The sequence below is a fragment of the Zwartia lucis genome (assembly GCF_965234455.1).
Taxonomy (GTDB): domain Bacteria; phylum Pseudomonadota; class Gammaproteobacteria; order Burkholderiales; family Burkholderiaceae_B; genus Zwartia; species Zwartia lucis.
In genome coordinates this window covers 191672-214423 of sequence record NZ_OZ248476.1, presented here as the reverse complement: position 1 = coordinate 214423, position 22752 = coordinate 191672, and the positions used below count along the sequence as shown (strand labels likewise).

19 protein-coding genes and 1 pseudogene are annotated in these 22752 nt (G+C 49.1%); 9 read left to right on the top strand and 11 right to left on the bottom strand.

Going from position 1 to position 22752, the window contains the following annotated elements; all coding sequences use genetic code 11:
- Positions 1 to 585 (top strand): annotated as a pseudogene (locus AC8GE9_RS16590) (IS3 family transposase); the annotation flags it as partial.
- A 208-nt stretch (positions 586 to 793) separates the two neighbouring features.
- Positions 794 to 1048 carry a DUF4143 domain-containing protein gene (locus AC8GE9_RS16585; RefSeq protein WP_506678269.1) on the top strand — a complete coding sequence of 85 codons (255 nt, stop codon included), beginning with the start codon at positions 794 to 796 and terminating at the stop codon, positions 1046 to 1048.
- A gap of 54 nt (positions 1049 to 1102) precedes the next feature.
- Here the strand turns inward: AC8GE9_RS16585 and katG are convergent, their stop codons facing one another.
- Positions 1103 to 3247 carry a catalase/peroxidase HPI gene (gene katG, locus AC8GE9_RS16580; protein ID WP_506678268.1) on the bottom strand — a complete coding sequence of 715 codons (2145 nt, stop codon included), beginning with the start codon at positions 3245 to 3247 and terminating at the stop codon, positions 1103 to 1105.
- Positions 3248 to 3424: 177 nt separating this feature from the next.
- Positions 3425 to 4918: a ubiquitin-like protein gene (locus tag AC8GE9_RS16575; RefSeq protein ID WP_506678267.1), complete on the bottom strand. Its 1494-nt coding sequence runs from the start codon at positions 4916 to 4918 to the stop codon at positions 3425 to 3427.
- Between the two features lie 246 nt (positions 4919 to 5164).
- Between AC8GE9_RS16575 and AC8GE9_RS16570 the strand changes: the two genes are divergently transcribed.
- A complete protein-coding gene (locus AC8GE9_RS16570; RefSeq protein WP_506678266.1) occupies positions 5165 to 6163 on the top strand; it encodes a hypothetical protein in 999 nt (332 codons plus the stop codon).
- 69 nt (positions 6164 to 6232) lie between these two features.
- On the opposite strand, the gene AC8GE9_RS16565 is transcribed toward AC8GE9_RS16570, so the two are convergent.
- The 3 genes from AC8GE9_RS16565 to AC8GE9_RS16555 all read right to left on the bottom strand — a co-directional run bounded on the left by AC8GE9_RS16565 (position 6233) and on the right by AC8GE9_RS16555 (position 10071).
- On the bottom strand, positions 6233 to 7705 hold the full coding sequence (locus AC8GE9_RS16565; RefSeq protein WP_506678265.1) for a hypothetical protein: 1473 nt from the start codon (positions 7703 to 7705) through the stop codon (positions 6233 to 6235).
- A gap of 85 nt (positions 7706 to 7790) precedes the next feature.
- Positions 7791 to 8552, bottom strand: a complete 762-nt coding sequence (locus AC8GE9_RS16560) for an outer membrane protein (protein ID WP_506678264.1) — start codon at positions 8550 to 8552, stop codon at positions 7791 to 7793.
- Between the two features lie 127 nt (positions 8553 to 8679).
- Entirely contained in the window at positions 8680 to 10071 is a 1392-nt protein-coding gene (locus AC8GE9_RS16555; protein ID WP_506678263.1) for a M20 family metallopeptidase, read from the bottom strand.
- A 131-nt stretch (positions 10072 to 10202) separates the two neighbouring features.
- Between AC8GE9_RS16555 and AC8GE9_RS16550 the strand changes: the two genes are divergently transcribed.
- The 3 genes from AC8GE9_RS16550 (at position 10203) to AC8GE9_RS16540 (ending at position 14974) form a co-directional block, all read left to right on the top strand.
- On the top strand, positions 10203 to 11591 hold the full coding sequence (locus AC8GE9_RS16550) for an NAD(P)H-dependent oxidoreductase (protein WP_506678262.1): 1389 nt from the start codon (positions 10203 to 10205) through the stop codon (positions 11589 to 11591).
- Positions 11592 to 11749: 158 nt separating this feature from the next.
- Entirely contained in the window at positions 11750 to 12718 is a 969-nt protein-coding gene (locus tag AC8GE9_RS16545; protein WP_506678261.1) for a Bug family tripartite tricarboxylate transporter substrate binding protein, read from the top strand.
- A 54-nt stretch (positions 12719 to 12772) separates the two neighbouring features.
- The gene (locus tag AC8GE9_RS16540; RefSeq protein ID WP_506678260.1) at positions 12773 to 14974 is read left to right on the top strand and encodes an O-linked N-acetylglucosamine transferase family protein; all 2202 of its coding nucleotides are present in this window, start codon (positions 12773 to 12775) and stop codon (positions 14972 to 14974) included.
- Here the strand turns inward: AC8GE9_RS16540 and AC8GE9_RS16535 are convergent.
- From AC8GE9_RS16535 to AC8GE9_RS16520, 4 genes are all read right to left on the bottom strand, one after another.
- Positions 14915 to 16258, bottom strand: coding sequence for a hypothetical protein (locus AC8GE9_RS16535; RefSeq protein WP_506678259.1), 1344 nt, complete (start codon positions 16256 to 16258; stop codon positions 14915 to 14917). The two genes, AC8GE9_RS16540 and AC8GE9_RS16535, sit on opposite strands and share 60 nt — an antisense overlap.
- 4 nt (positions 16259 to 16262) lie before the next feature.
- Positions 16263 to 17360 (bottom strand): branched-chain amino acid aminotransferase, encoded by a 1098-nt coding sequence (locus AC8GE9_RS16530; RefSeq protein ID WP_506678258.1) that lies wholly within the window; start codon positions 17358 to 17360, stop codon positions 16263 to 16265.
- Positions 17361 to 17448: 88 nt separating this feature from the next.
- The gene (locus AC8GE9_RS16525) at positions 17449 to 18300 is read right to left on the bottom strand and encodes a PA4780 family RIO1-like protein kinase (RefSeq protein WP_506678256.1); all 852 of its coding nucleotides are present in this window, start codon (positions 18298 to 18300) and stop codon (positions 17449 to 17451) included.
- On the bottom strand, positions 18297 to 19649 hold the full coding sequence (locus tag AC8GE9_RS16520) for an amidase (RefSeq protein WP_506678255.1): 1353 nt from the start codon (positions 19647 to 19649) through the stop codon (positions 18297 to 18299). The genes AC8GE9_RS16525 and AC8GE9_RS16520 overlap by 4 nt, the downstream gene beginning before the upstream one ends.
- A 216-nt stretch (positions 19650 to 19865) precedes the next feature.
- On the opposite strand from AC8GE9_RS16520, the gene AC8GE9_RS16515 reads away from it, so the two are divergent.
- The gene (locus AC8GE9_RS16515; protein WP_506678254.1) at positions 19866 to 20171 is read left to right on the top strand and encodes a high-potential iron-sulfur protein; all 306 of its coding nucleotides are present in this window, start codon (positions 19866 to 19868) and stop codon (positions 20169 to 20171) included.
- Positions 20172 to 20264: 93 nt separating this feature from the next.
- Here the strand turns inward: AC8GE9_RS16515 and AC8GE9_RS16510 are convergent, their stop codons facing one another.
- The gene (locus tag AC8GE9_RS16510; protein WP_506678253.1) at positions 20265 to 20702 is read right to left on the bottom strand and encodes a glycine zipper 2TM domain-containing protein; all 438 of its coding nucleotides are present in this window, start codon (positions 20700 to 20702) and stop codon (positions 20265 to 20267) included.
- Positions 20703 to 20826: 124 nt separating this feature from the next.
- Between AC8GE9_RS16510 and AC8GE9_RS16505 the strand changes: the two genes are divergently transcribed.
- A complete protein-coding gene (locus tag AC8GE9_RS16505; RefSeq protein ID WP_506678252.1) occupies positions 20827 to 21198 on the top strand; it encodes a Rap1a/Tai family immunity protein in 372 nt (123 codons plus the stop codon).
- A gap of 57 nt (positions 21199 to 21255) precedes the next feature.
- The gene (locus AC8GE9_RS16500; protein ID WP_506678251.1) at positions 21256 to 21486 is read left to right on the top strand and encodes a YMGG-like glycine zipper-containing protein; all 231 of its coding nucleotides are present in this window, start codon (positions 21256 to 21258) and stop codon (positions 21484 to 21486) included.
- 8 nt (positions 21487 to 21494) lie between these two features.
- Here AC8GE9_RS16500 and AC8GE9_RS16495 read toward each other — a convergent pair whose 3' ends face one another.
- Positions 21495 to 22748 (bottom strand): LpxL/LpxP family acyltransferase, encoded by a 1254-nt coding sequence (locus AC8GE9_RS16495; protein WP_506678250.1) that lies wholly within the window; start codon positions 22746 to 22748, stop codon positions 21495 to 21497.
- Positions 22749 to 22752: the final 4 nt, after the last annotated feature.

The window sequence follows — 22752 nt, the reverse complement described above, 5'->3', positions numbered from 1 at the left end:
ATGGCACCTGGTCCGAACACGAGCCGCGCTCACCCCGAGCACAAGGTCTATCCGTATCTGTTGCGTGGTGTACCTGTTGTCAGGCCCAATCAAGTCTGGAGTACAGACATCACCTACGTTCGCCTAGCTCATGGGTTTGCCTATCTGGTAGCCATCATTGATTGGTATTCACGTCGGGTGCTGAGCTGGCGCATCAGCAACAGTATGGATGCAGTGTTTTGCGTTGACTGCCTTGAAGAGGCGCTACGCCACCATGGCACGCCCGAAATATTCAACAGCGATCAAGGTTCTCAGTTTACGAGTCTTGCCTTCACAGAGGTACTCAAACGCGCGGGCGTTGTCATCAGCATGGATGGCCGAGGCCGTGCCTTTGATAACATCTTTGTCGAACGCCTCTGGCGCAGCGTCAAATATGAAGACATTTATCTCAAGGGTTACGCCACGATGGGTGAATTGGTAATCGGACTGAGTGCGTACTTTGCTTTCTACAACGAAGAGCGGCCTCACCAGTCGCTTAGTAACCAAACGCCAGATGCGGTGTATCAAACCGCGAGCGGCGGCGGCGCGATGATTCTTGAAAAATATGGTGATTCACTGCCAGAAACGTCTGATCCGCTACGCTCCTCAGACGTTTCTGGCAGTATAGTGAAAGACAACAAAGCAACTGCAACAACAGAAGTAAACACGGGGCAGCGCCGAGCGGCTGCAATTGAACTGGAACCTACAGCTTAAACTCTAGCAAAAAGTTGTCTTGAGTTTCCGTTCCACCTTACACCTTCCAGATGGTGCAACGATGTCTTTTTATCGAACCGCTGCTGGTGCTGAATTAGATGTAGTGGTTGAGATCGGTCTTAAAAAAATTGGTTTTGAAGTAAAGTTTTCCAGTGCGCCTAAGGTAACGAAAGGATTCTGGCAAGCATGTGAAGATGTCGGGGTTGAGGCGGCATACATTGTCTCACCCGTCGAAAAAGGCTGGGTCGTAAAAGAAAATGTTGAAGTGATTAGTGTCTTAGACATTGCGCAACGTCTGAATCAGTCAACTTCTTGAACAAAAGGAAAAAGGCCGATCAACCCGGCCTTTTCTACCTACTTAAACAATCACTCAACCGTCAAAACGATCCGCATTCATGACTTTGGTCCATGCGGCGATAAAGTCCTGAACGAATTTCTCTTTGTTGTCATCCTGCGCATAGACTTCTGCGTAAGAACGCAACACTGAGTTCGAACCAAACACCAGATCGACGCGTGTCGCGGTCCACTTTGTCTTGCCAGACTTGCGCTCGACGATATCATAGCTATTACGACCTGTGGGCTTCCAGGTGTAGGCCATGTCGGTCAGATTCACGAAAAAATCATTCGTCAAGACACCTTCGCGCGCTGTGAACACACCATGCTTTGTCTCGCCGTAGTTGGTACCCAACACACGCATACCGCCAACCAAGACCGTCATTTCCTGTGCCGTCAGGCCCATCAGTTGTGTGCGATCAAGCATCAGTTCTTCGACACTCACCGCATAGTGCTGTTTAGACCAGTTGCGATACCCATCATGGATAGGTTCGAGTACGGCGAATGACTCAGCATCTGTTTGCTCAGGTGTTGCGTCACCCCGACCAGGCGTGAACGGAACCGTCACAACATGACCTGCCGCTTTGGCCGCCTGCTCAATCCCCACGCCACCTGCCAGCACAATAACGTCGGCAATGCTTGCGCCAGTGGCTTTGGCGATGCCTTCCAGTACACCAAGGACCTTGGCCAGACGCTTGGGTTCGTTGCCTTCCCAATCTTTCTGGGGAGCCAAGCGAATGCGCGCACCATTGGCACCTCCGCGCAAATCGGAGCCTCGGAAGGTCCGAGCACTATCCCAGGCTGTCGCCACCATCTCGCTGACAGATAAACTGCTTGCAGCGATCTTGGCTTTGACTGCGTTGACATCCATGCGCTGATTGCCAGCAGACACTGGATCTTGCCAAATCAAGTCCTCTTTGGGCACGTCGGGGCCGATGTAGCGCGTTTTGGGTCCTAAGTCACGGTGGGTGAGTTTGAACCATGCCCGCGCAAATACCTCGGTGAAGTACGCAGGATCTTTGTGGAACTTTTCAGAAATCTTGCGGTACTCAGGATCCATTTTCATGGCCATATCCGCATCCGTCATCATGGGCTTCAGACGAATGGAGGAATCTTCAACATCAACGGGTTTGTCTTCCTCTTTGATATTGATAGGTGCCCACTGCCACGCACCGGCGGGACTCTTTGTCAGTTCCCATTCGTAGTTGAGAAGCATATGAAAGTAACCGTTATCCCATTGAGTGGGATGAGTGGTCCACGCCCCTTCAATACCACTTGTCACTGTATCGCGCCCGATGCCTCTGGTCACGTGATTCATCCATCCAAGTCCCTGCTCTTGGATCTCGGCACCTTCTGGGGCAGGACCGCAGTTTGCAGCGCTGCCATTGCCGTGGGCTTTACCAACCGTGTGGCCACCGGCCGTCAGCGCCACCGTTTCTTCGTCATCCATCGCCATGCGCTTGAAAGTCATACGCACGTCTTGTGCCGTGCGCAAGGGATCGGGCTGGCCGTTTACACCCTCTGGGTTCACATAAATCAGACCCATTTGCACAGCAGCGAGTGGATTTTCAAGCGTTTCGCGATCATCGCCTTGGTAGCGACTCGACCCCATCCACTCTTTTTCAGCGCCCCAGTAAATATCGATTTCTGGTGCCCAAATGTCCTCGCGACCGAATGCAAAACCATAGGTTTTCAAACCCATTGATTCATAGCCAATGTTGCCGGCCAAAATCATCAGATCTGCCCAGCTTAGCTTGTTGCCATACTTCTTTTTTATCGGCCACAACAAGCGACGTGCCTTATCCAAGTTGTCATTATCTGGCCATGAATTCAAAGGGGCAAAACGTTGATTCCCCGTCCCGGCGCCACCGCGACCGTCTGCGATCCGATAGGTACCCGCTGAGTGCCAGGCCATGCGAATCATCAAACCACCATAGTGACCCCAGTCGGCTGGCCACCAGTCCTGACTGTCTGTCATCAGGGCAGTCAGGTCTTTTTTGAGCGCGACAACATCAAGCGTTTTGACTGCTTCGCGATAGTTGAAACCTTTGAGCGGATTCGTCTTTGTATCATGCTGGTGCAAAATTTCCAGCTTCAATGCATTGGGCCACCACGCCATTGGGGATTGACTTTCTGTGGTGTTACCGCCGTGCATCACGGGACATTTATCTTGGTTCGACATCATTGACTCCTTAAGCAGCTGAGAGCTTAGATTAAAGCCATTTAAAATAAAAACCTAATTGTTTTTATTGATAAAGATCATAGTTAGAACAAACATATTTAGAGAAAGCTTTAGTCTTGCAAGAAATGAATATATGAGTCATTGAATTCTGGGAGAAAAGCTAATGACTACCAATAATTAAAACTGTACCTTCAATCCCACGTTGATCGCACCCAGTGTCTGGCCACTGCGTGCCTCGCCCGAGATGCCTGCATAGGCAAAGGTGTTCTCAGACATCTTGGCTGTGCCATACAGTCCAGCTTGGACAAACGCGGTGCCTGCACTCGGTGTGGTGATGTTGGTGTTTATCCCTGCAAGCGAGGCGTTCAGCGTTGGGTTCAACAGTCCCGAGGAGTCCGCACCAATCCCGACATAAGTGCGGTAGGTGTTCTTGGCCGTCATCGGATTGTTGGCCTTGGAGCCCGCAGCCAAGCCGATCACCCCACGCACGCCATTGCCTGTGTAGCGACTGACGCTCAGCGCCGAGGCCACATCACCCTCATTGACGCCAGACTGCGAGACCATCTGCCAGGTGACCCGAGCAAAAGGCGTGATGCGCACGCTCTCCAGATTCATCGGACGGCTTACGCCCAAGCTGAGCATGACATCATTGCCCGAGACTGCGTTGTTTCTAAAGCCTGCGCTCAGACCCGTCACATCTGCGCGCTTGAGGTCGCTTGAGCTCAAACCCACGCTGGCCATGGCATCGAGCACAAAGGTCTCCACAGGCATCGTGCCGTAGGCAAACAACGAGCCTTGTTGAATCGTGGATGAGCCATAGACAGGATTAAGTGTGGTGCTCGAGAGCGCTAAACCCGCACCCGCGATCGTGCCGTTGGAAGAGTAAAAATCTGAGCCAAACGTCAGCTGGTACAGGTTGCTGCTCCAGCCACCAGACTGGCTGTCGCTCGAACGATTGCCGCGCTGGTAGGCGAGCTCGCCCCAGACATTGCCCTTGGAAAAGGATTGAGCATCAGCATTGGGGTTGACGCTCGGGTTGGAGCTCACTGAAGCGCTTGGAGCGCCTCCCACCTGAGTGCTCATATTGGTAGAGGCCATGGGCATGTTTAGCCCCAGACCCGCCGTGTCGCCCAGGCGGTTGAGCACCGCTTGTTGCGTGCGTTGCGTGGTTTGCGCCATCACCGCGACCGTGGCCGCATAGACTTCACCGGACATGCCTTGTGCAAGGTTCGCAATGCTCTGTGCAGAGGTCTGACCTGAGATCGCGTAGAGCAACTGGTCTTGGGCTACGGTTGCTGTCCCCGCTATGCTCGCCTGCGCGATTTGCGTCAACGCGCCACCCACGGACTGCGCGTTGGCGTTACCCGAGGCTGAGGCGATGGTTGTTTGATAGGCGATCGGAACCAAAGATAGTTGCGTATTAGTTTCTGAAGGTTCGGCAGAGGGGCCACGGAGCCTGAGCACCAAATGCAAGGTAGATTCTTTTTGAATATTGTAATAAGAAAGGGTTCTACCATCCTCTAATTGTTTACCAGCAAAAATCAGCCTTTGTTGATCTGGCGGGATACCCTCTTTATCTTGGATCTGTGCCTTCACGTGATCGATGGAATCGGTTGGCTCCACCTCTAGGGTAATTTTTTTTCCAGTTAATGTCTTAATAGAAATCTGCATCCCGAATACTGTTGCGGGGCATACCAGCATGAGAATCCAAATGATTAACTTCTTGCTTTTAGTAAAATAAGAGGCTCTCGGATTGTTAGATAAAGCCGCTGATGAGGTAAAGACAATTCCATTAGCCTCTGATATAAAGAGCACATTTTTAGAGGCTGGAGAAAATATTGGCATAACACCCTTTAGAATCACTAAATACTAAATTAGTAAAATTTCAGCCAACTTAATCTTTAACACTAGAGAGCTATGGAGTTCACCCAAATTTTGGATTCTTTCCGCTCTTTAGGCGGAATAGCAGACAATATCGCGTTGCAAAATAGCTCATTTGGGCGAGGGCTTATTCCAATAAAAAAAAATTTGCCCATCAATATTTACGCTCCATCAAACCTTTTACCCGACTTTGAGTCTGTAGCGCTAGATAAAAACCAACAAATTCGATTAAATCCTGACCTAAATCTGAACTCTAGGTTTGTGTCATTTTATGAAAATTACCAAAAATACTTCGGCTGGGGATATGGCGGGCTCAAAGCAGAACAAAATTATCAGGATAGGATGGATAAATTACCACGTGGGATCAAAGATATTCTCTTGGTCTTGGGTTGGACTCAATGCGATTTTGGCAAGAAAAGTGCCAATCAATGCCTAAATTCATACTTAGTCAGTAGAAAAATTCGCATTGGGGAGACCTCAAAACTTATGCCCATCATCGAACTATTAAATCATTCGAACCATGGGACTCATTTTCTAATTGATCAGGGAATCAAAATCACAGGAGTCTTTAAAGATGAGATTTTGGTGAGGTATCACAATAGTCTTGATCCTTTCCATTTTCTTAAAAACTATCGCTTTTCCTCACCCGCAACAACTATCCTTTCTTGCGATGTTGAAATTAAAGTTTCTGACACCCTATCTATAAAAATCTCTCGATTCGACCAATTGAGCGAAATCAAGAAGAATATAAAAATGCCGAAAGTTGAGAGACTGGGCAATCTATTAAAAATCTCTTATCTAGAAATCAGCAATAAAACTCATCCTGCCGAACCGAAGAATTGTTTGAATACACTGCTTCAGCCTTATTCGATAAAGTCTGAAGTTATAAATTCATTGTTTTCAGGCTTGGTTAGCCATAACCATCAGGTTTTGACAGAGCTGATCAAGCAATGTAAGTTGAGCCCGTCAGAAATGAGTCATCAAATTCTACAAATCGCTCAGGATGTCATCCAAACCATCAATAGGGAAAGATAGGCGTAAGGCTAAAAGATAATACCTCACATAAGCGAGGCATTATTTAAATCATGCTAGCCCTAAGACCTCTTAGTTAACGGAAACTTTTTGATCTGTAAATTGTAGATACTGAATTCTTTTCATCGTTTTAACTCCATCCACACCACTAACAGTAGTTTCTCCATTAGCGCTAGATATTTTGTATTGATCCTTGACGCCACTAAAGACTACTGTATTGATGCCATCACCACCATCAATGGAGTCATCTCCACTCGAAGGGTAAAACTGATCATCAGCCAACGCCCCATATAAAAGATCATTACCGGCACTGCCATTTATTTTTCCACCCATCGGTCCATTCCAAATGGGCATTGGATATCCTATTAAGGCTGCGATACTGTTACCTGAGGTAGCCCAAGCTATCTGGGTATATGCGTTATCCGCATTGTCTCTAAACTCCTGAAAAGAAGCGATGGTATTGGAATCTCCGCCATAGGCAGGATTTACAAATAAATCTTGCTTTAGATAGCCGGAAGACTTCACCCAACCCGTTGGAAGAACAGCGGCATTAAAGGATTGTTCCAATAGTTCTGGCGTGTTGTTCGCTTTGTTTGCTGACTTCATGAAATAGATATTTCCGAATTGGTCAGTAACAAAATAGTAAAGAATATTATTGCCGTTTGAATCAATTTTGGTTAATAGTAATTGCTGATTTTTATTATTAAACGTATAAGTTACAACACCAGGTGGGATTGCATTTGTGAGTGCCGCCTGCCAACCAGAAGTAGGGATGGTTGAGTCACCTGCATAATTTGCCACATCAAAAGGCCAATGATAATTCTTAACAGAAGCAATAATTCCCCATGTGTATCCTGTAGAGTCAGTGAATGGGGTTAATGCGCCGGGGATTGCACTCGGACTGCCGAGAGTTTTTGCATAATCAAACAACGCATCTCGAGGTGTATTGGGAATATAACCTGGATGGTCAGCAGCATAATTTGTAAAATCCGAGCCACCATTGCAGTCAATAGCATTGTCAGGTTGAGCGAGATAGGCTGTTATTGGACCCTGAAAGTTTGGGCCTAGTTCACCAACATAAAGAATTTCGCACCCTTCAACAACTCCAGTCGCATTAAACCCCGCCAATGATGGAGAAACATTAAATGGAACGCTCTGAGATGATTCGTATCCAGATGCACTCGCCATTAAGCTAAAGCCACTGCCAGGTTGAGTCACTGTTAACTCTGAAAAAGTTGCTATGCCTGCGACAGCATTTACAGTAGTTGCTCCACCAAGTATGCCAAGGTAATAGCCAGAGTTAGGCTGATTTGCAATGGCAACGGTCACCCGGGCCGAAGAAGTGCTATCTAGATTTCCTGAGGCATTTAGCAATTTCACCTGAAAGGGGCTAATAACACCATTCGTTGTTCCCAAAGGCGTAGTAGAGCTTGGCTGGGAGGAAAAGGAAGTTGAAGGTGCACTAGGAGAGCCATCCCCTCCACATGCAGACACTAGCATTGCAATGAGTATGGAAAGTGTTAATAGCGGAATACGATTAAACATAATAATCCAAGAGTTATCCTAACAAAGTCATAGGATAATTAAATCCACCTCAAATGACTGAAGATGGGTAAAAGGTAAAACTAAATTAGAACCTGTAACCAACGCCAACGAGTAATTGGTAAGTGTTTAACCCACTACTGGTATTGGTGGTTAGAGTTGAATCGTATTGTCCAGGGGTTGTTTTACCAAAGTTTTGTTTGCCATAATTCATATAGTTACCCTCAGCAAATGCATAAAATCCACCGCTGATGATCTGCTTGTAACCTACACCAAGAATATAACCATTCAGAGTTTTGGATTGTCCTGACGGACTAAATCCTGCATCTGAAATAGCTATTGTCTGTCCTCCAACCGACGCATTGGTTGGCGCCGAAACAGCACCCTTAACAGAGCTAAAGCCTGCTTTTAAATAGACCAACTTGTCTTTGTCAATTTCATATCCAGTTGCAACAAAAATATTCAATCTATTTGATGCTTTTATTTTTGCCCCAGATAAAGTTATATTTTCCCCAGAACCACTCAGGCTATAGTTGTAACTAGAACTCTGTTGAGATAAGAAAGAGTAGTCAGCACCAACACCTATTAGCCACTTTGGGGCAACGGAGAAGTTATACCCTAACCCACCAATCAGTGGAGCTCCGCCAAAACTTTGGTTGGGTGCGCTAACAGAACCAACAGCTAAAGATTGACCACCATACATTAAAGTTAGGGGCGAACTGAGCCCAGAAGCTGAATTATTTTCATAGCCAGTACTAAGTTGTCCATAAAACCCTTGGAATGCCGACTGAGCCATTGCTGAACTAGCAACTACGGTGGCAGTTGCCGCCACTACTAATTTGATTTTCATTCTAGTTTTCCTGATTTTTATAGATTTTTTGTTAAAACTGCAAATAAAAAATATACCAGTTTATTTATATATTTGAAAATTAAATTCAGCTTAGCAAACTTCCATCCAACACCTTGATCGCGTGTGCTCAGCCTCTCTTGGGTGGTGCTTCACCCATATCCCAGAAAATACCGGTCATGATTTGCAAGCCCTCCTTGATGATGAAGTCAAGGACGTGCTCGTTTGGCGCATGCTGTGAGCAACTCGCATAAGAGTGCGGCACCCAAATAGTTGGCACACCAATAATGTCGGTAAAAACATCATTGGGCAATGAACCGCCTAGATTAGGAAGTACGGCGGGCTTGCGGCCCATTGTTTGGGTAATCGAACGAACCGCCCATTGCACAGCGGGATGATCCGGATCGATCCGCGTGGCATTCATCACATCATGGCTGGGACCCACAACCTTGACGGCTGAGAAGCCTTTTGCGTCAAGAAACTTTTGTAGCGCAGGTAAAAAGGTATCGGGATCTTTATCCACCGTAAAGCGAATTTGGCAATGCGCTTTGGCGCGAGGAGGCACAGCATTGACGGGCCGCTCTGGATTTCCCGACACCATCGCGAGTACTTCGAAAGTGTTCCAGCCAAACACTTTCTCAGCCTGGCTCAAGCCCCGAGCCCCCCACCAGTCATTGATTTCTGGACCGTCCGGTCCTGGATCCACCACAACATCCGCGAGCGCGCGCTTGACCGACGCGGGCATCGCGTCAGGCATCAGATCCGTCGCATTGACATGACCCTTTTCATCGATGATGGAGGCAATCGCATGGCAAAGCACCACTGCGGGGTTGGCCAACAAACCACCCCAGTTGCCGGAGTGATGTCCACCCTCCCTGAACTCAACAACCAGGTCAAAATTCAGCGCGCCGCGCGTTCCCATAAAAATCGTTGGCATCGTAGGCGCCAACCTCGGACCATCAGAGCCAATCAAGACATCGGCCCTGAGGAGTTCGCGATGTTGTCTCGCAAATTCATGCAGGCCAGGAGAGCCGATTTCCTCTCCAGTATCGATCATGATGGTCGAGTTAAATCCAAGCTTGCCTCGGGTCTCAAGCACAGCCCGAAGAGCAGCAATATTGATGGAGTGCTGACCCTTATTGTCTGCGGTACCGCGTCCATAATAGCGCTCGCCGACTTGCGTCAACTGCCATGGGTTACGACCCTCTTTCCACTGCCCCTCGAGGCCTCGAATGACATCGCCATGACCATACGTCAAAACAGTCGGTAGACTTGGATCTTCGATGCGGCGTGCCACTAAAAAGGGCGCAGCGATACCGGAGGGATTGTCCAAAATTTGTATGCTGTAACCCATCGCTTCGAGCGCGGGCGAGATTTCATCTGTCAGGTAGCTGCGTAAAAAGGGATGAGACTCAGGCACCTGGCTTTCTGTCTTGATTGCCACGCGCCTTGCCAGGTCCTGCATAAAGGCACCAGAGTCGAAATGTTGAGTGATTGCTTCGATAGCCTGCTGACGTGACATGAGGGTGTCCTTACGTGGAAAGGGGAAAGACCTAGGAAAGTGACTCCTGTGATGACAACTAATATACTCGTCAAAGTCGCTCAGACGACAGTCTAGGTGTCATAAATCAATCATCCAAGAGACAAACGCATATGAACTATCAGAAACGCTACGCCCATGTTCATAAACCCGTTGAAACTTGCGTGGTGGGAAGTGGCGGATTCGGGCGTAGTTTTCTGGCGCAGGGTCTGCGCGTGCCGCTTCTGAACGCTCGTATCGCGGTCGATACCTCGACGGATATTGCGGTAGAAGCATTGACATCGATCGGTATCGACGCGGTAAATATCGCTGTTTGCACCACTGAAGCAGAAGCTCTGGCCGCCTGGAATCAAGGCAATTATCTTGCGTGCGCTGACCTGCAAATTGTATTGTCGCTGCCCTTTGATTTAGTGGCTGAGGCGACCGGTCATCCGGAAGCGGGCGCAAAACATTGCCGCCTAGCTATCGAGGCCGGAAAGCATGTCGCACTAGCCTCAAAGGAGGTCGACAGCGTGATCGGTTCAGAGCTTGCGAGACAGGCTCAGCTAACAGGCAAGATTGTTACGCCCGTGGACGGCGATCAACCAGCCTTGCTCATCGGTTTGATCACTTGGGCTCAAACGCTGGGCTTTGAAATCTTGTCGGCCGGCAAATCCAGTGAGTACGATTTTGTCTACGACAGCCAACGAGAAACAATCTTTAGCAACGGCTTGGAAATCAATGTCCCGGGCTTTGCAAAGTTCTGGGATACAAACCATGTCGCCAAGCCACTGAGCATGGTCCATGCGCGCGCCCAAGCGTGTGCTGCGCTACCGCAACGCGCGGTGCCTGACTTATGCGAGCTCCTAGTCGTGGCAAACTCAACGGGCATGCATGCAGACACACCCGCCTTGCATGCACCCATTTTGCGCGTTCATGAGGTGCCGACATTTTTTTCCTTGCAAGCCGAAGGCGGCATCTTTAACCAAACAGGCGTGTTGGACGTTTTCCATTGCCTAAGAAAACCTGATGAGCTGAGTTTCGCCGGCGGAGTCTTTGTCGTGATTCGCTGCGAACATCTGGAGTCGTGGGCACTACTCAAAGGCAAAGGGCATATCTTGAGCACCGACGGTCAAAGAGCGATGGTATATATTCCCCGACACTTGCTTGGTTTGGAAGCCGCCACGAGTGTCCTCGACGCGGTCGCGCTGGGTGAATCAAGCGGCGCCCAAAAACCCAAACCTGTGTTGGATTTGATCGCACGCGCGACCAAACCTTTGCGCGCGGGTTCGACGCTCACGATGGGCGGTCATCATCATCTGATTGATGGTGCTCAGGGTGAACTGATGCGCGCCGCTCCTCTCTCAGACAATACACCAGCGCCTTTTTACCTGATCGCGAATCGTCAGTTAATACGCGATATCGCACCAGGACAAACTATTTGTTATGGCGACGTCAGTATCGAAGCGCATTCAGTACTTTTAAAACTTCGTCGACAACAAGACACCGCGTTTTTCGGTTGACGCGTTTCCTGTCAGCTTGTCAACGGTGGAGAGCACTTTTTAACGGGTTTTTTTACGCAAACCAATTGTTATATCATGCATGTCTTTACATGCGTCTGGTCAAGCTATCTAATGGTTAAGCCTAGCTTGATCGGTAAACGCCAACCCATGGAGACATCATGAAAATTATTCAATGCCTTGCAGCGATCGCAACGACCTTCATCGCCAGCGTGGCTGTCGCACAGTCTTATCCCAACAAACCTATCAAAATAGTCGTGCCCTACCCTGCGGGCGGCAATGCCGACATCACCGGACGCGTACTTGCCAAGAAAATGTCCGATATTTTGAATGTGGCCGTTGTGGTTGAAAACCGTGGTGGTGCCAATGGAGGCATCGGCACAGACGTGGTCGTTAAAGCGGCACCTGATGGCTATACGCTGCTCCTCGCCGCAAGCGGACCGATTGTGATTAATCCCGTGCTTTATGCCAAGGTTCCTTACGACCCGGTCAAAGATTTGCGTCCAATTAGCCAAGTACTGACTTTTCAATATGTCTTAGTTGTGCCAACAGCCTCGTCAATTAAAAGTATTCAGGATATTGTGACGCAAGCGCGCAACCAACCTGGCAAGCTCAGCTATGGATCGACAGGCATTGGCGGCGGCGGTCATCTGGCTGGCGAAATGTTTGCAATGTTGAGCAATACTCAGTTCAACCATGCACCCTATAAGGGCAGTGCGCCCGCATTGGTCGATCTTTTGGGTGGTCAACTGACTTTTACGTTTGATACGGTTTTAACGGCCTCCCCTCTGATCAAGGACAATCGCCTACGTGCTTTCGCCGTTTCCGGCCCCAAGCGGGCAAGCTCGCTTCCTGATGTCCCAACCATGGCCGAAGCCGGCTTTAAAGATTTTGACGTGACGCAGTTCGTGGGCTTGTTTGCGCCAGCAAAGACCGACAATGCCATTATCCAAAAATTGAATGACGCAGTTGTACAGGCGGTCAAGGATCCTGAAGTCGTTCAGGCACTGCAAACCAAGGGTGGGAACGATTTGGTTGGCAACTCTCCTGAACAATTTTCCGCGATTATTAGCCGTGAGCTAAAAATGTATGACGCGCTGATTCAAAAAGCCAAAATCAAGCAAGAATAAAATACATACTCTTCGCAAATAAAAAATATTTCTATTCTTATTAGGCATAACGACATGGGCCAAAGTGCATACCGACCAAACGCAAAGGCTATAAAAGCATTTGAACTTGGACTCGCTATGCATCAAAATGGGCAAAATGCGTCCGCTGAAAAGCATTATCGCCAAGCGCTTTCACTAGACCCAAAGTTTTCTGATGCAATTCATCATCTAGGAATTATTGCCTTTCAAAGCCAGCGCCTTGACGAAGCCGCCAAACTTATTAGCCGAGCTATTGAATTGGATCCACGCGACTCAAGTGCCTATAGCAATCTTGGCATGGTCCTTGAGGACTTGAATAAATTAGATGAAGCACTGATTGTTTTCAACAAGGCCATAAAAATTAATAGCCAAGACGTAGCAGCGCATCTTAATCGTGGCAATGTCTTACAGAAAATGAATCGGTGGACTGAGGCATTAGAAAGTTATGACACCATCATTAAACTGGCACCAGAATACGCTGAGGCTCATAACAATCGCGGCAATGTTTTGAGAGAGTTGAAAAAGTATGACGAAGCGATAGACAGTTTAGATATTGCGATCCGGCTGAATCCTCATTTCGCCGAAGCAATTAATGGCAAAGGAATTGTGCTCAGTGACCTCGTTAGGCATGAAGAGGCGATTCAGCATCACGCTCAAGCCATTCAAATCAAACCTGATTATGCTGAGGCCTTTAATAACAGAGGCATAGCATTCATGAAACTTAAACTTTATGAGCTTGCAAATAAAGATTTTGATCACGCAATCAAACTCAATCCATTATTGGCACAAGCCTATGCCAATCGCGGAAGTCTCGCCCAATTAACAGATAGATATCAAATAGCAACAAGTGACTTTGAGAAGTCCCTGTCCATTGATCCATCAATAAAAAAATTGATCGGCTCGCTTTTACATTCCAAAATGCATCGTTGCGACTGGAATGAATTTGAAAAATTACGTCAAGTTTTTTTAGGATTCATAGAACGTGAAGAATGCCTAACCAATCCTTTCGTATTACTGTCAGTCATAGACTCTTTGTCATTACAAAAAAAATCTGCTGAGCATGAAGTACGCAATGTGATTCCTTTGCGAAACACCCTTGGCCCTATTAGTCCATATAAAAACCATCAGAAAATTAGACTGGGCTTCTTTTCAGCTGACTTACGGGAGCATGCTGTCGCTTATTTAACTGCAGAGCTGTTTGAGAAAATTAACAAAAATAATTTCGAAATTATTGTATTTTCAGTCGCTATGCCGAGTCAGGATTCGATGACACAACGCATCTCTTCGGCATGTGATCATTTCATCGAGATAGGTCAATCAACAGACGAAGCCGCTGCAGCGATCGCAAGAAAGATGGAAATTGATATTGCCATTGATCTAGGTGGATTTACGAAAGACAATCGACTAGGTATATTTTCATATCGAGCCGCCCCCCTTCAAATTTCATATATTGGCTATCTAGGGACGACTGGAGCGCCCTACGTAGACTATATCCTTGCAGATAAGACGTTAATACCTGAGCAATACAGGGATTTTTATTCAGAAAAAATTGCTTATCTGCCTAGCTATCAAGTTAATGACAGCAAACGAATCATCTCTGATCGTATTTTTAGCCGCAAAGAGTTTGGATTGCCAGAAACAGGATTTATATTTTGTTGTTTTAATAATAACTATAAGTTAACGCCATCGACCTTCGATTGTTGGATGAGAATTTTAAACTCAACTGAAGGCAGCTCACTGCTCTTGCATTCAAGCCACATCGAGATTGAGAAAAATCTCAAAAATGAAGCAAACAAAAGAGGTGTGGACCCATCTAAAATTTTCTTTTGCGCTCAACTGCCTCGCGCTGAATACTTAGCTCGCTTTCGGATTGCCGATCTATTCTTGGACACTCTGCCTTATAACGCCGGCACCATAGCCAGTGATGCACTCTGGGCAGGTCTTCCTGTTTTGACTCTCATGGGCCAATCTTTTGTAAGCAGAATGTGTGCGAGTGTTCTAACCTCGATTGATCTTCCAGAACTCATTACAAATACAAGCGATGAATTTGTAAATTGCGCCATTGAGCTTGCTCATGACAAAGAAAAATTACAGCTGATCAAGAATAAAATTGCTCGAAACCGACACACAACTCAGCTCTTTGACAGCGAACTATTTTGTAAGAATTTTGAAGTGATTTTAAATGAGATGCATCGAAGAAGCTTGGCTGGGCTGAGTCCTGATCACATTTTGCAATAGAATTGGCAAGACTAATAGCCAAGCGATGCGTGTCTGATACCGGTAGTGCGGTTTGGACAAGGCACCCGTCGCAAAGGCGTTGGCTAACACTCCGACCCAGATCAGTAAAATAAAACCAAGCGCAGTCCAATCGCGCGCCTGCACTGCTCGGTAAAGCAAGTACAGGCTAAGCAAGAAACCCAACAATACTGCGTAGGTGCCCACAGTACTCACAAAAGAAACTTTCTCAAGCATGGTTTCCTGAACTTGATGTGCTTTTTTATAACGCTCAAGTTCGGCGGGAGGGAAAAATTTCTCAACGCTTTTTAAAACTGTCACATCAAGCCAATCAGAATGAATGGTATCGCCAAGCTTGACCATCGAGAGCTGCATCACCGTATTTTGAAGGGCGGACCACAGAAGCGGCATAGGCCGGGTACGCAGTGTCAGGGCAACGATTTCAGAGGCCTCAGGTGCCAAGCCAATCGGACCTCCTGGATGACTCCACACCGGGCCCTTTGGATCCCACATAAACGAATCACTGTCTTTGGCTAAACGATCCGTCCAGGCGCACAAGGTCCAGCTTTTCTCGGGGCAGTACTTTTCCAACACACTTTTGACATTCCCGTCCGCGGACATACGTGCCAACATGAACACCGAACCGAAAGGCGATACGGCAACTTTGTTAAAGGCGTACATCGTGGTACCGACAAGCGAAAACAAGGCAATCACGAGTGGTAATACTGCGTATAGAAAACGTCGCCATCTGAATACCAAAACAACGCACAAACACGCCGCTGCAATCACCAGATGAGAAAGGTGCACAGCGATCGCCAAGGCCCCGAGCAAACTGACCCAGACGGTCATGGACTTACTGAGCTGTTTGGAAAATCCCAAAATAAAAATGCTGAGCACCACCATGCCAGAAAAAATGTCTGGCATCAGCAATGAAACGAACCAAGAAGCACCTGTCAGGAGCGACAACACTCCGCATAACAGCAGGTGACGAAGAGGTCTAGCAACCCCGAACACCTGTTGGGTCAACCAAACAAGATTGGAGATCAAAATCCCTTGAACAAGGACCACACCCCAAAGCGATTGCCAGGCGTGGAACGGCAACATCCAGGGGCCGTAAATAAACGGCTTATCCCAGTTGAAGAACCCTGGCGTGGGCTGGTTGATAAAGACGTGGGTATCGCTATAGAGCAACGGATAGCCATTCCAGAGGGCGGGCCAGACAAATAGGGCGCCCCCGAAAAGAATCGCTAAAAAGCTGACAGCACGCGAAGACCTGAAAAAGCCCATTCGTCTAAACTAAGCGCTTAAGCCAACCGTGGCGATCAGGCTGCCGTCCGTACTGAATATCAGTGAGTTCTTGACGCAAGGACATCGTCAACTTACCGGCAGGCGCAGACTCATCACCAGCGATAAAACCGCGCCCTTTCAGGGCGGCAATTGGTGCCACAACTGCGGCTGTGCCACAGGCAAACGCCTCAACGTAGTCACCAGACGCCATACCCTGACGCCACTCGTCAATGGAGATTTTGCGCTCTTCGACCTTGTGGCCACGGTCTTTGGCAAGCTGGATAATGCTAGCGCGCGTGACGCCCTCCAAGATGCTGCCCGTCAAATCAGGCGTGACCAACGTACCGTCTTTTTTCACCAAAAACACATTCATACCGCCGAGCTCTTCGAGGTATTTTCCTTCTTGGGAATCTAAAAACAAGACTTGCGAACAGCCATTTTCATAGGCTTCTTTTTGTGGCAGCAGAGAGGCAGAGTAATTACCACCACACTTCGCCGCTCCCGTGCCGCCATGGGCCGCTCGAGAGTAATCTTCGACTAGCCAGATCGACACAGGTGCAACGCCTTTTACAAAATAAGGGCCAACTGGACTCGCAATCACGAAATACGCCGCTTTCTGCGCAGCGCGAACGCCAAGAAAGTTTTCGTTTGCGATCATAAAGGGCCGCAAATACAAACTCATATCAGGTGCGGACGGTACCCACGTATGGTCAATCGCGACGATTTGCTTGATCGACTCAAGAAACAAGTCGGTGGGTAGCTCAGGCAAAGCGAGCCGATACGCGGAACGCTGCATCCGAGCCGCATTCACCTCTGGGCGGAAGGTCCACACGGAGCCATCGGCATGACGATAAGCCTTCATGCCCTCGAAAATCTCTTGCGCATAGTGCAGCACGGATGCGGCGGGATCCAGCGTCAATGGGCCATAGGGCTTGACCTGCGGGTCATACCATCCATCCTCGACAGTCCAGTCAATCGAGACCATGTGATCCGTAAAGTATTTACCAAAGCCAGGATTCGCCAGAATCTCCTCGCGCTCGGCAACCGAGCGGGGATGTGATGAGCGCGTCGCTTTGAAAACCAGAGATGTGTTCGCTGTCATGGAAGGTGTAAAAGGGTTGAATATAGGATGATTAATTATAGCCACGCCGAGACACTTCACCGACGGCGCAGAGGGGGTGCGGCTGGGATTACTCTTGACGCTCCTGCAAGCGTCTGAGTAAGGCCTCCTGCTCGCGACGGGTTTCTTCGATTTCGTGCATCAGCCCATCCATGTCGACAGGCGTCGTATCGGCCTCAAAATGTCCTGTCAACGCATACTCTGGCGTCAATTCTCCCGCCTCGTAGAGTTTCCAGATTTCTTTACCAAAATCGCTGGTGAGTAATTCGGGGGCAAACTGCCCAAAATAAACCGCGAGATTTTGAACGTCTCGCAGCAACATCGGCCGCGCTTCGTTATTGCCAGCTGCATCAACAGCTTGCGGGAGATCGATGATGACGGGACCGTCAGTTGCCATCAAAATATTGTATTCGGACAAGTCACCATGGATGATCCCCGCGCACAACATCCGAACAACCTGATTAATCAGGTAGGCGTGACACTCTCGTGCGCGCTCTGGTGAGAGCTCGACATCGTTGAGCCTTGGCGCTACATCACCTTGCGCATCGGTGACAAGCTCCATGAGCAACACACCATCCGTACAAATATAGGGTTGTGGCACGCGTACGCCGGCATTGGCGAGACGAAACAAGGCATCCACTTCTGCGTTTTGCCAGAGCTCTTCTTGCATCTGTCGTCCATAGCGTGTGCCTTTTTCCATCGCACGCGCCTGACGACTGTTTTTAACTTTACGGCCTTCGGTATAAGACACCGCATTTTTAAAGCTGCGCTGTTTCGCGTCCTTGTAAACCTTGGCACAGCGAATAGAGTCGCCGCTGCGAACGACATACACGGTCGCTTCCTTGCCACTCATCAATTGACTCAACACTTCATCGACTAACCCCTCTTCGACTAGGGGCTTGAGCCTTTGAGGGACTTTCATCGGTGGGCACGCAAAGCGTCTTCGACCGCCAACGCGACAGCTGACAAACGCGCATCGTCCCCATGCACGGAGGACAGCATCAAGCCCACTGCCAGCTCACCCTCGCGATGACAGGGCAAACTATAAGAGCAGCCGTCCAGCAAGTTGATGGTGAAGGTATTACGCAGCATCTGCCCATTGGCTTTAAAGAAGGCCTCATCGGAGGCAATCAGTTTTTCAAGCTCGGGCGCGACCGTCGGTACCGTTGGGCACATCAGGGCGTCATAGCCCTCGATGGCGCGCTCGACACTGGCGATCCAGGCGCGGCGCTTGTCGAGAATGGCGATATATTGTTGCGCGCTAATCGCGGCACCCATCATGACGCGCGCGGCCACACGCTGATCAAACTGAGCCTGCGCGCGCGCCAAACGCTCATGATGCACTGCATAAGCTTCGATAGGCGAGAGACCACCAGGTGCGTTGACTTTGGGAATATCCGCGAACTCTGTCATCGGGATCTCAATAATCTGCGCTCCGGCTTCTGACAAAATCGATAAAGAACGGTCAAAGGCCTGCGCGACAGTATTGTCCAAACCATCGAGTACCATCGTTTGTGGAACGGCTAGCCGCATACCTGCGATTGGCCGACGTTGCACAGGCAACATCGCGCCAGAAAGGACTGCATCAACCGTGATGCAATCCTGAACACTACGTGTCATCGCGCAAACCGTATCAAGCGCACGGGAGAGCTCGAGCGCCCCCTCAAGTGGCACACGCTTTTGCGTACTCTTAAAACCAACGATTCCGCACAGCGCTGCTGGAATCCGAATAGACCCACCCGTATCAGAGCCAAGACCGGCAACCGAGAGCCCTAATGCCACCGACACGCCCGCGCCAGAAGAGGAGCCTCCCGGTACGCGCGCAATCGTTTGATCCGTAGGATTAACCGGTGTGCCATAGTGGGGGTTGATACCGATGCCTGAGAACGCAAACTCGGTCATGTTTGTTTTACCCACAATCGCCGAACCGGCCGCACGCAGCCGTGCCACGACGGGTGCGTCCCGTGTCTGAGCAGGCTCACCCTTGCACACGACAGAGCCTGCCATCGTGGTTTCACCCGCAACTCCGTACAAGTCTTTGATGGAGACAGGCAAGCCGGCTAGCGCTGGCTGAGCAATCCCAGCTTTGTGAGCCGCATCGGCAGCCCGCGCAGCAGCAAGCGCTGCCTCAGGATACATTTTTGTAAAGACGCTTTTAGCCGCAGGTTGATTTGCTTTTTCTAGAGCGCCTGCAACAAGCGCCTCCCGCGTGATTTCACCGCGTGCCAAACGTTGATTCAGCTGGTCAATCGTTTCAGTAATATAGATCATCAAATGGACTCTTCAGTGATAGTGCCTAGGTGCAAGGCTAATCCTACAATGTAAGGAACACCGCCCGTGGGGTCAAGGGAACGTTGACGGCCAGGTTGGCAGCGAAAGACTGAGCTAACCCCTTAGTGAGGACAGACTATTCATACTCTAGCAGAACGGATGGAGGATAAAATAAGATTCGCATCGATGGGATGCAACCTCTTATAGGAAACGGACATGCAATCATCACGCCGCCAATTTATGATTTACTCAACAGCGGGTCTAGCCTCACTCACGATGGCAACCCAGGCACAAGCCCAAGCAATGCTAGGCGAGGCCGAGCCTACTGCCGTCGCTTTGGGCTACAAAGCCGATGCCAAGACCGTTGACAAGGCTAAGTGGTCCAAATACGCGGATGGCCAAGTCTGCTCAAACTGCCAACTCTACGCTAGTAAATCCGCCGAAGCAGGCACCTGTTCAATTTTCCCAAATAAATTGGTCGCCGGCCCTGGCTGGTGCAATGCTTGGATCAAAAAGGCTTAATTTCGACTTAAAGTTTTAGCATTCAAGACCAGATGAAAGTAAAAAACGCTGCAATATCAATATGTTGCAGCGTTTTTTATTATAAAGATCTCGTTATTGTCCGATGACGCGGGCGTCTGTACCCGAACCCTCAATGTAAACTTTTTGACCAACACGCAGGTTACTCGTAGCTTGGGTCACGCTGACCAATACACCGCCGCTTGTACGAACAAAAATCTGCTGTCCGGCGACGGGCTTGTCATAATGCTTTTGAATTTCATTGCCAGCAACAGCACCACCAATGGCGCCCAGCACCATGGCCACCGCTTTACCCGTGCCAGCGCCAATCAAAGCACCAACGCCTAAACCACCCAAACCACCGATGACGGCGCCAACACCTGTTTCGTGGTTGCTTTTGATTTGTGTGGCGTTGATTTGCTCGATCACGCCAGAACGGATTTCCATCGGCGCGCTTGGACCTGTGGGTGCACAAGCTACCAAACCTAAAGCCACCATGAAGGTCAATGCAACTTTTGAAATTTGTCTAAACATGATGTTTACCCTTAAATTTGTTAATCTTTGTAAAATGTACAGATGGAGTTTAACTCTTTGAGAGTTGTTTTTTCCATATAAGTTGCAAACAATACCAATCGCCACCAGACTTTCGGAGAACTTTATGAAACTTACCTTTGCTGCTGCAGGCGCTTGTGTCGCGTTGTTGAGCGCGACGGCTCCCGCCCTCGCCCAAGTTCCCCGTGCGTCAACAACCACGCAGGACATTGTCGCCCTGTGCAACAAAACCACTGACGTTGCTGCGCAGAATTTTTGCCATGGTTTCGGACAAGGTGTATTCGAAACGTATTTGATTACACGTCATCCCCAAAAAGCCCCTGCTTTCATTTGTGCGGCTGAATCCAAAAATACCCGCCAAGACTACATCAACGGCTTTGTAAAGTGGTCCGCATCCAACCCTAAATTCAATCAAATGTCGGCCTCCGATACGATTTTGCGCTATCTGTCTGAAATCTTGCCCTGCAAGAAAGGCTGATTTTCTCGGGCCTTTGAGCACAATATCTTTTGAATTCAGCTATCCAGGAGCTTTACGATGAAAAAAATACTACTCGCCCTTCCTCTGGTTGCGGCTTTGTCTTTAACTGGCTGTTCAAACATGAATACGACTCAACAACGTGAACTCTCAGGCGGCGCGATCGGAGCTGTTGCTGGCGCCGGCATTACCGCGATCGCAGGTGGAAACCCAATCTGGGGAGCGATTGGCGGTGCTGCAGTCGGCGTTTTAGGTGGTTACGTTTATGACAAGCACCAACAGGGTCAGTAACGCCTACGTTATTTATTTTTTGGCTTTTGACTTTTCCAACGCCGATGCACCCACCACCATTGCTCAGGGTGCATCACGATCGAACGCTCGAGCGCTTGGTTATACGCTCGAGTGTTCTTGATGATTTCCTGACCGACATCTTCATCTAATACAGGCTCAAGCGCAGGAAAGAATTTCAAGACATGCGTGCCATCAGCCTCACGCCACGAGGCCGCAGGAATAACGGGCGCGCCCGTTGCCAAAGCAATCACGGCCATGCTTTTGTAGGTCCCTACCGCCTGCCCAAAAAACTCCACTTCGATGCCTTCTGGCCGACGTGCGTATTGATCAAAAGGAAACACAATCGCATCGCCTGCCTCGATGGTTGAAATGATTTCCTCAAGCGAGCCGCGTCGACCGACCACCCCGAAACCTGCCTGATTAAACCGTCGCGTCAGGAGATCGCTCAACCACTTAGGCTTAATCGGTCGCCGCAAAAAATGGATACGACCTTTGACTTGCGGAAAATGCTCAATACCGGCGACGGTCGAGACTTCAAAATTACCAAAGTGTCCCGTCAGGATCAAAATACCCTTGCCGGCCTCAAACGCCTCGATCATGCCGTCCACGCCTTCGACGCGCACGATTGATTTTTTGCGTGCTTCAGATAAAAACCGAAACTGAAGCAACTCTTTGAGCAAAGACAGTAAATGCCCGTAGTGAGCTTGCGCGAGCAGGGTAATGTGGGCAGCATCAACATTGGCACCATAAACCCGGTTCAGGTTTTCTAAAATGACTTTACGTCGATAGGGGAGCCATTTAAAAATGAAGCATCCACCCCAAGAGGGCTTGATTGATCGTTGGATCCGTAAAGCGACTGCTGTTGCGGTTGTCTCACTATGTGTGAGCGAGATTTTAATTTTTTCAACAAGGTGCAAACCCAACACTATTTCCGCTGCGGGTGTCACAGCAATGTGAGGTGCGCCATACTCATCTTTGACGACTGAGAAATCCATCGCAGTGATGGTATTGAGCGCTGTCTCACGTGGGAATAGTTTGAGGCAGGCTTCTTTTGCAGCAAACCTTGCCGCCAAGCTCGCCACGCGACCGGGGCCTTGGCCTGCGTCTGCAATTTCACGCAACGAGAAAAGCTTAGTGAGCTCGCCGGGCATCGCATTGATCAAACGCTCAATACGCGCAATCTCCACTGTATCAACGGCGCAGCCGCTGGGCAATGCATCTCCCTCAGGCAAGCCAGCCGCTGAGGAATGAGCGTGGGTCACGTCA

Bases quoted from the DNA above. Each gene is read 5' to 3' on its own strand.
- AC8GE9_RS16535 (WP_506678259.1), bottom strand. From the start codon at position 16,258: ATGGGCTTTTTCAGGTCTTCGCGTGCTGTCAGCTTTTTAGCGATTCTT.
- AC8GE9_RS16545 (WP_506678261.1), top strand. From the start codon at position 11,750: ATGAAAATTATTCAATGCCTTGCAGCGATCGCAACGACCTTCATCGCC.
- AC8GE9_RS16565 (WP_506678265.1), bottom strand. From the start codon at position 7,705: ATGTTTAATCGTATTCCGCTATTAACACTTTCCATACTCATTGCAATG.
- AC8GE9_RS16550 (WP_506678262.1), top strand. From the start codon at position 10,203: ATGAACTATCAGAAACGCTACGCCCATGTTCATAAACCCGTTGAAACT.
- AC8GE9_RS16515 (WP_506678254.1), top strand. From the start codon at position 19,866: ATGCAATCATCACGCCGCCAATTTATGATTTACTCAACAGCGGGTCTA.
- AC8GE9_RS16520 (WP_506678255.1), bottom strand. From the start codon at position 19,649: ATGATCTATATTACTGAAACGATTGACCAGCTGAATCAACGTTTGGCA.
- AC8GE9_RS16500 (WP_506678251.1), top strand. From the start codon at position 21,256: ATGAAAAAAATACTACTCGCCCTTCCTCTGGTTGCGGCTTTGTCTTTA.
- AC8GE9_RS16505 (WP_506678252.1), top strand. From the start codon at position 20,827: ATGAAACTTACCTTTGCTGCTGCAGGCGCTTGTGTCGCGTTGTTGAGC.
- AC8GE9_RS16525 (WP_506678256.1), bottom strand. From the start codon at position 18,300: ATGAAAGTCCCTCAAAGGCTCAAGCCCCTAGTCGAAGAGGGGTTAGTC.
- AC8GE9_RS16530 (WP_506678258.1), bottom strand. From the start codon at position 17,360: ATGACAGCGAACACATCTCTGGTTTTCAAAGCGACGCGCTCATCACAT.
- AC8GE9_RS16560 (WP_506678264.1), bottom strand. From the start codon at position 8,552: ATGAAAATCAAATTAGTAGTGGCGGCAACTGCCACCGTAGTTGCTAGT.
- AC8GE9_RS16555 (WP_506678263.1), bottom strand. From the start codon at position 10,071: ATGTCACGTCAGCAGGCTATCGAAGCAATCACTCAACATTTCGACTCT.
- katG (WP_506678268.1), bottom strand. From the start codon at position 3,247: ATGTCGAACCAAGATAAATGTCCCGTGATGCACGGCGGTAACACCACA.
- AC8GE9_RS16540 (WP_506678260.1), top strand. From the start codon at position 12,773: ATGGGCCAAAGTGCATACCGACCAAACGCAAAGGCTATAAAAGCATTT.
- AC8GE9_RS16585 (WP_506678269.1), top strand. From the start codon at position 794: ATGTCTTTTTATCGAACCGCTGCTGGTGCTGAATTAGATGTAGTGGTT.
- AC8GE9_RS16510 (WP_506678253.1), bottom strand. From the start codon at position 20,702: ATGTTTAGACAAATTTCAAAAGTTGCATTGACCTTCATGGTGGCTTTA.
- AC8GE9_RS16570 (WP_506678266.1), top strand. From the start codon at position 5,165: ATGGAGTTCACCCAAATTTTGGATTCTTTCCGCTCTTTAGGCGGAATA.
- AC8GE9_RS16575 (WP_506678267.1), bottom strand. From the start codon at position 4,918: ATGCAGATTTCTATTAAGACATTAACTGGAAAAAAAATTACCCTAGAG.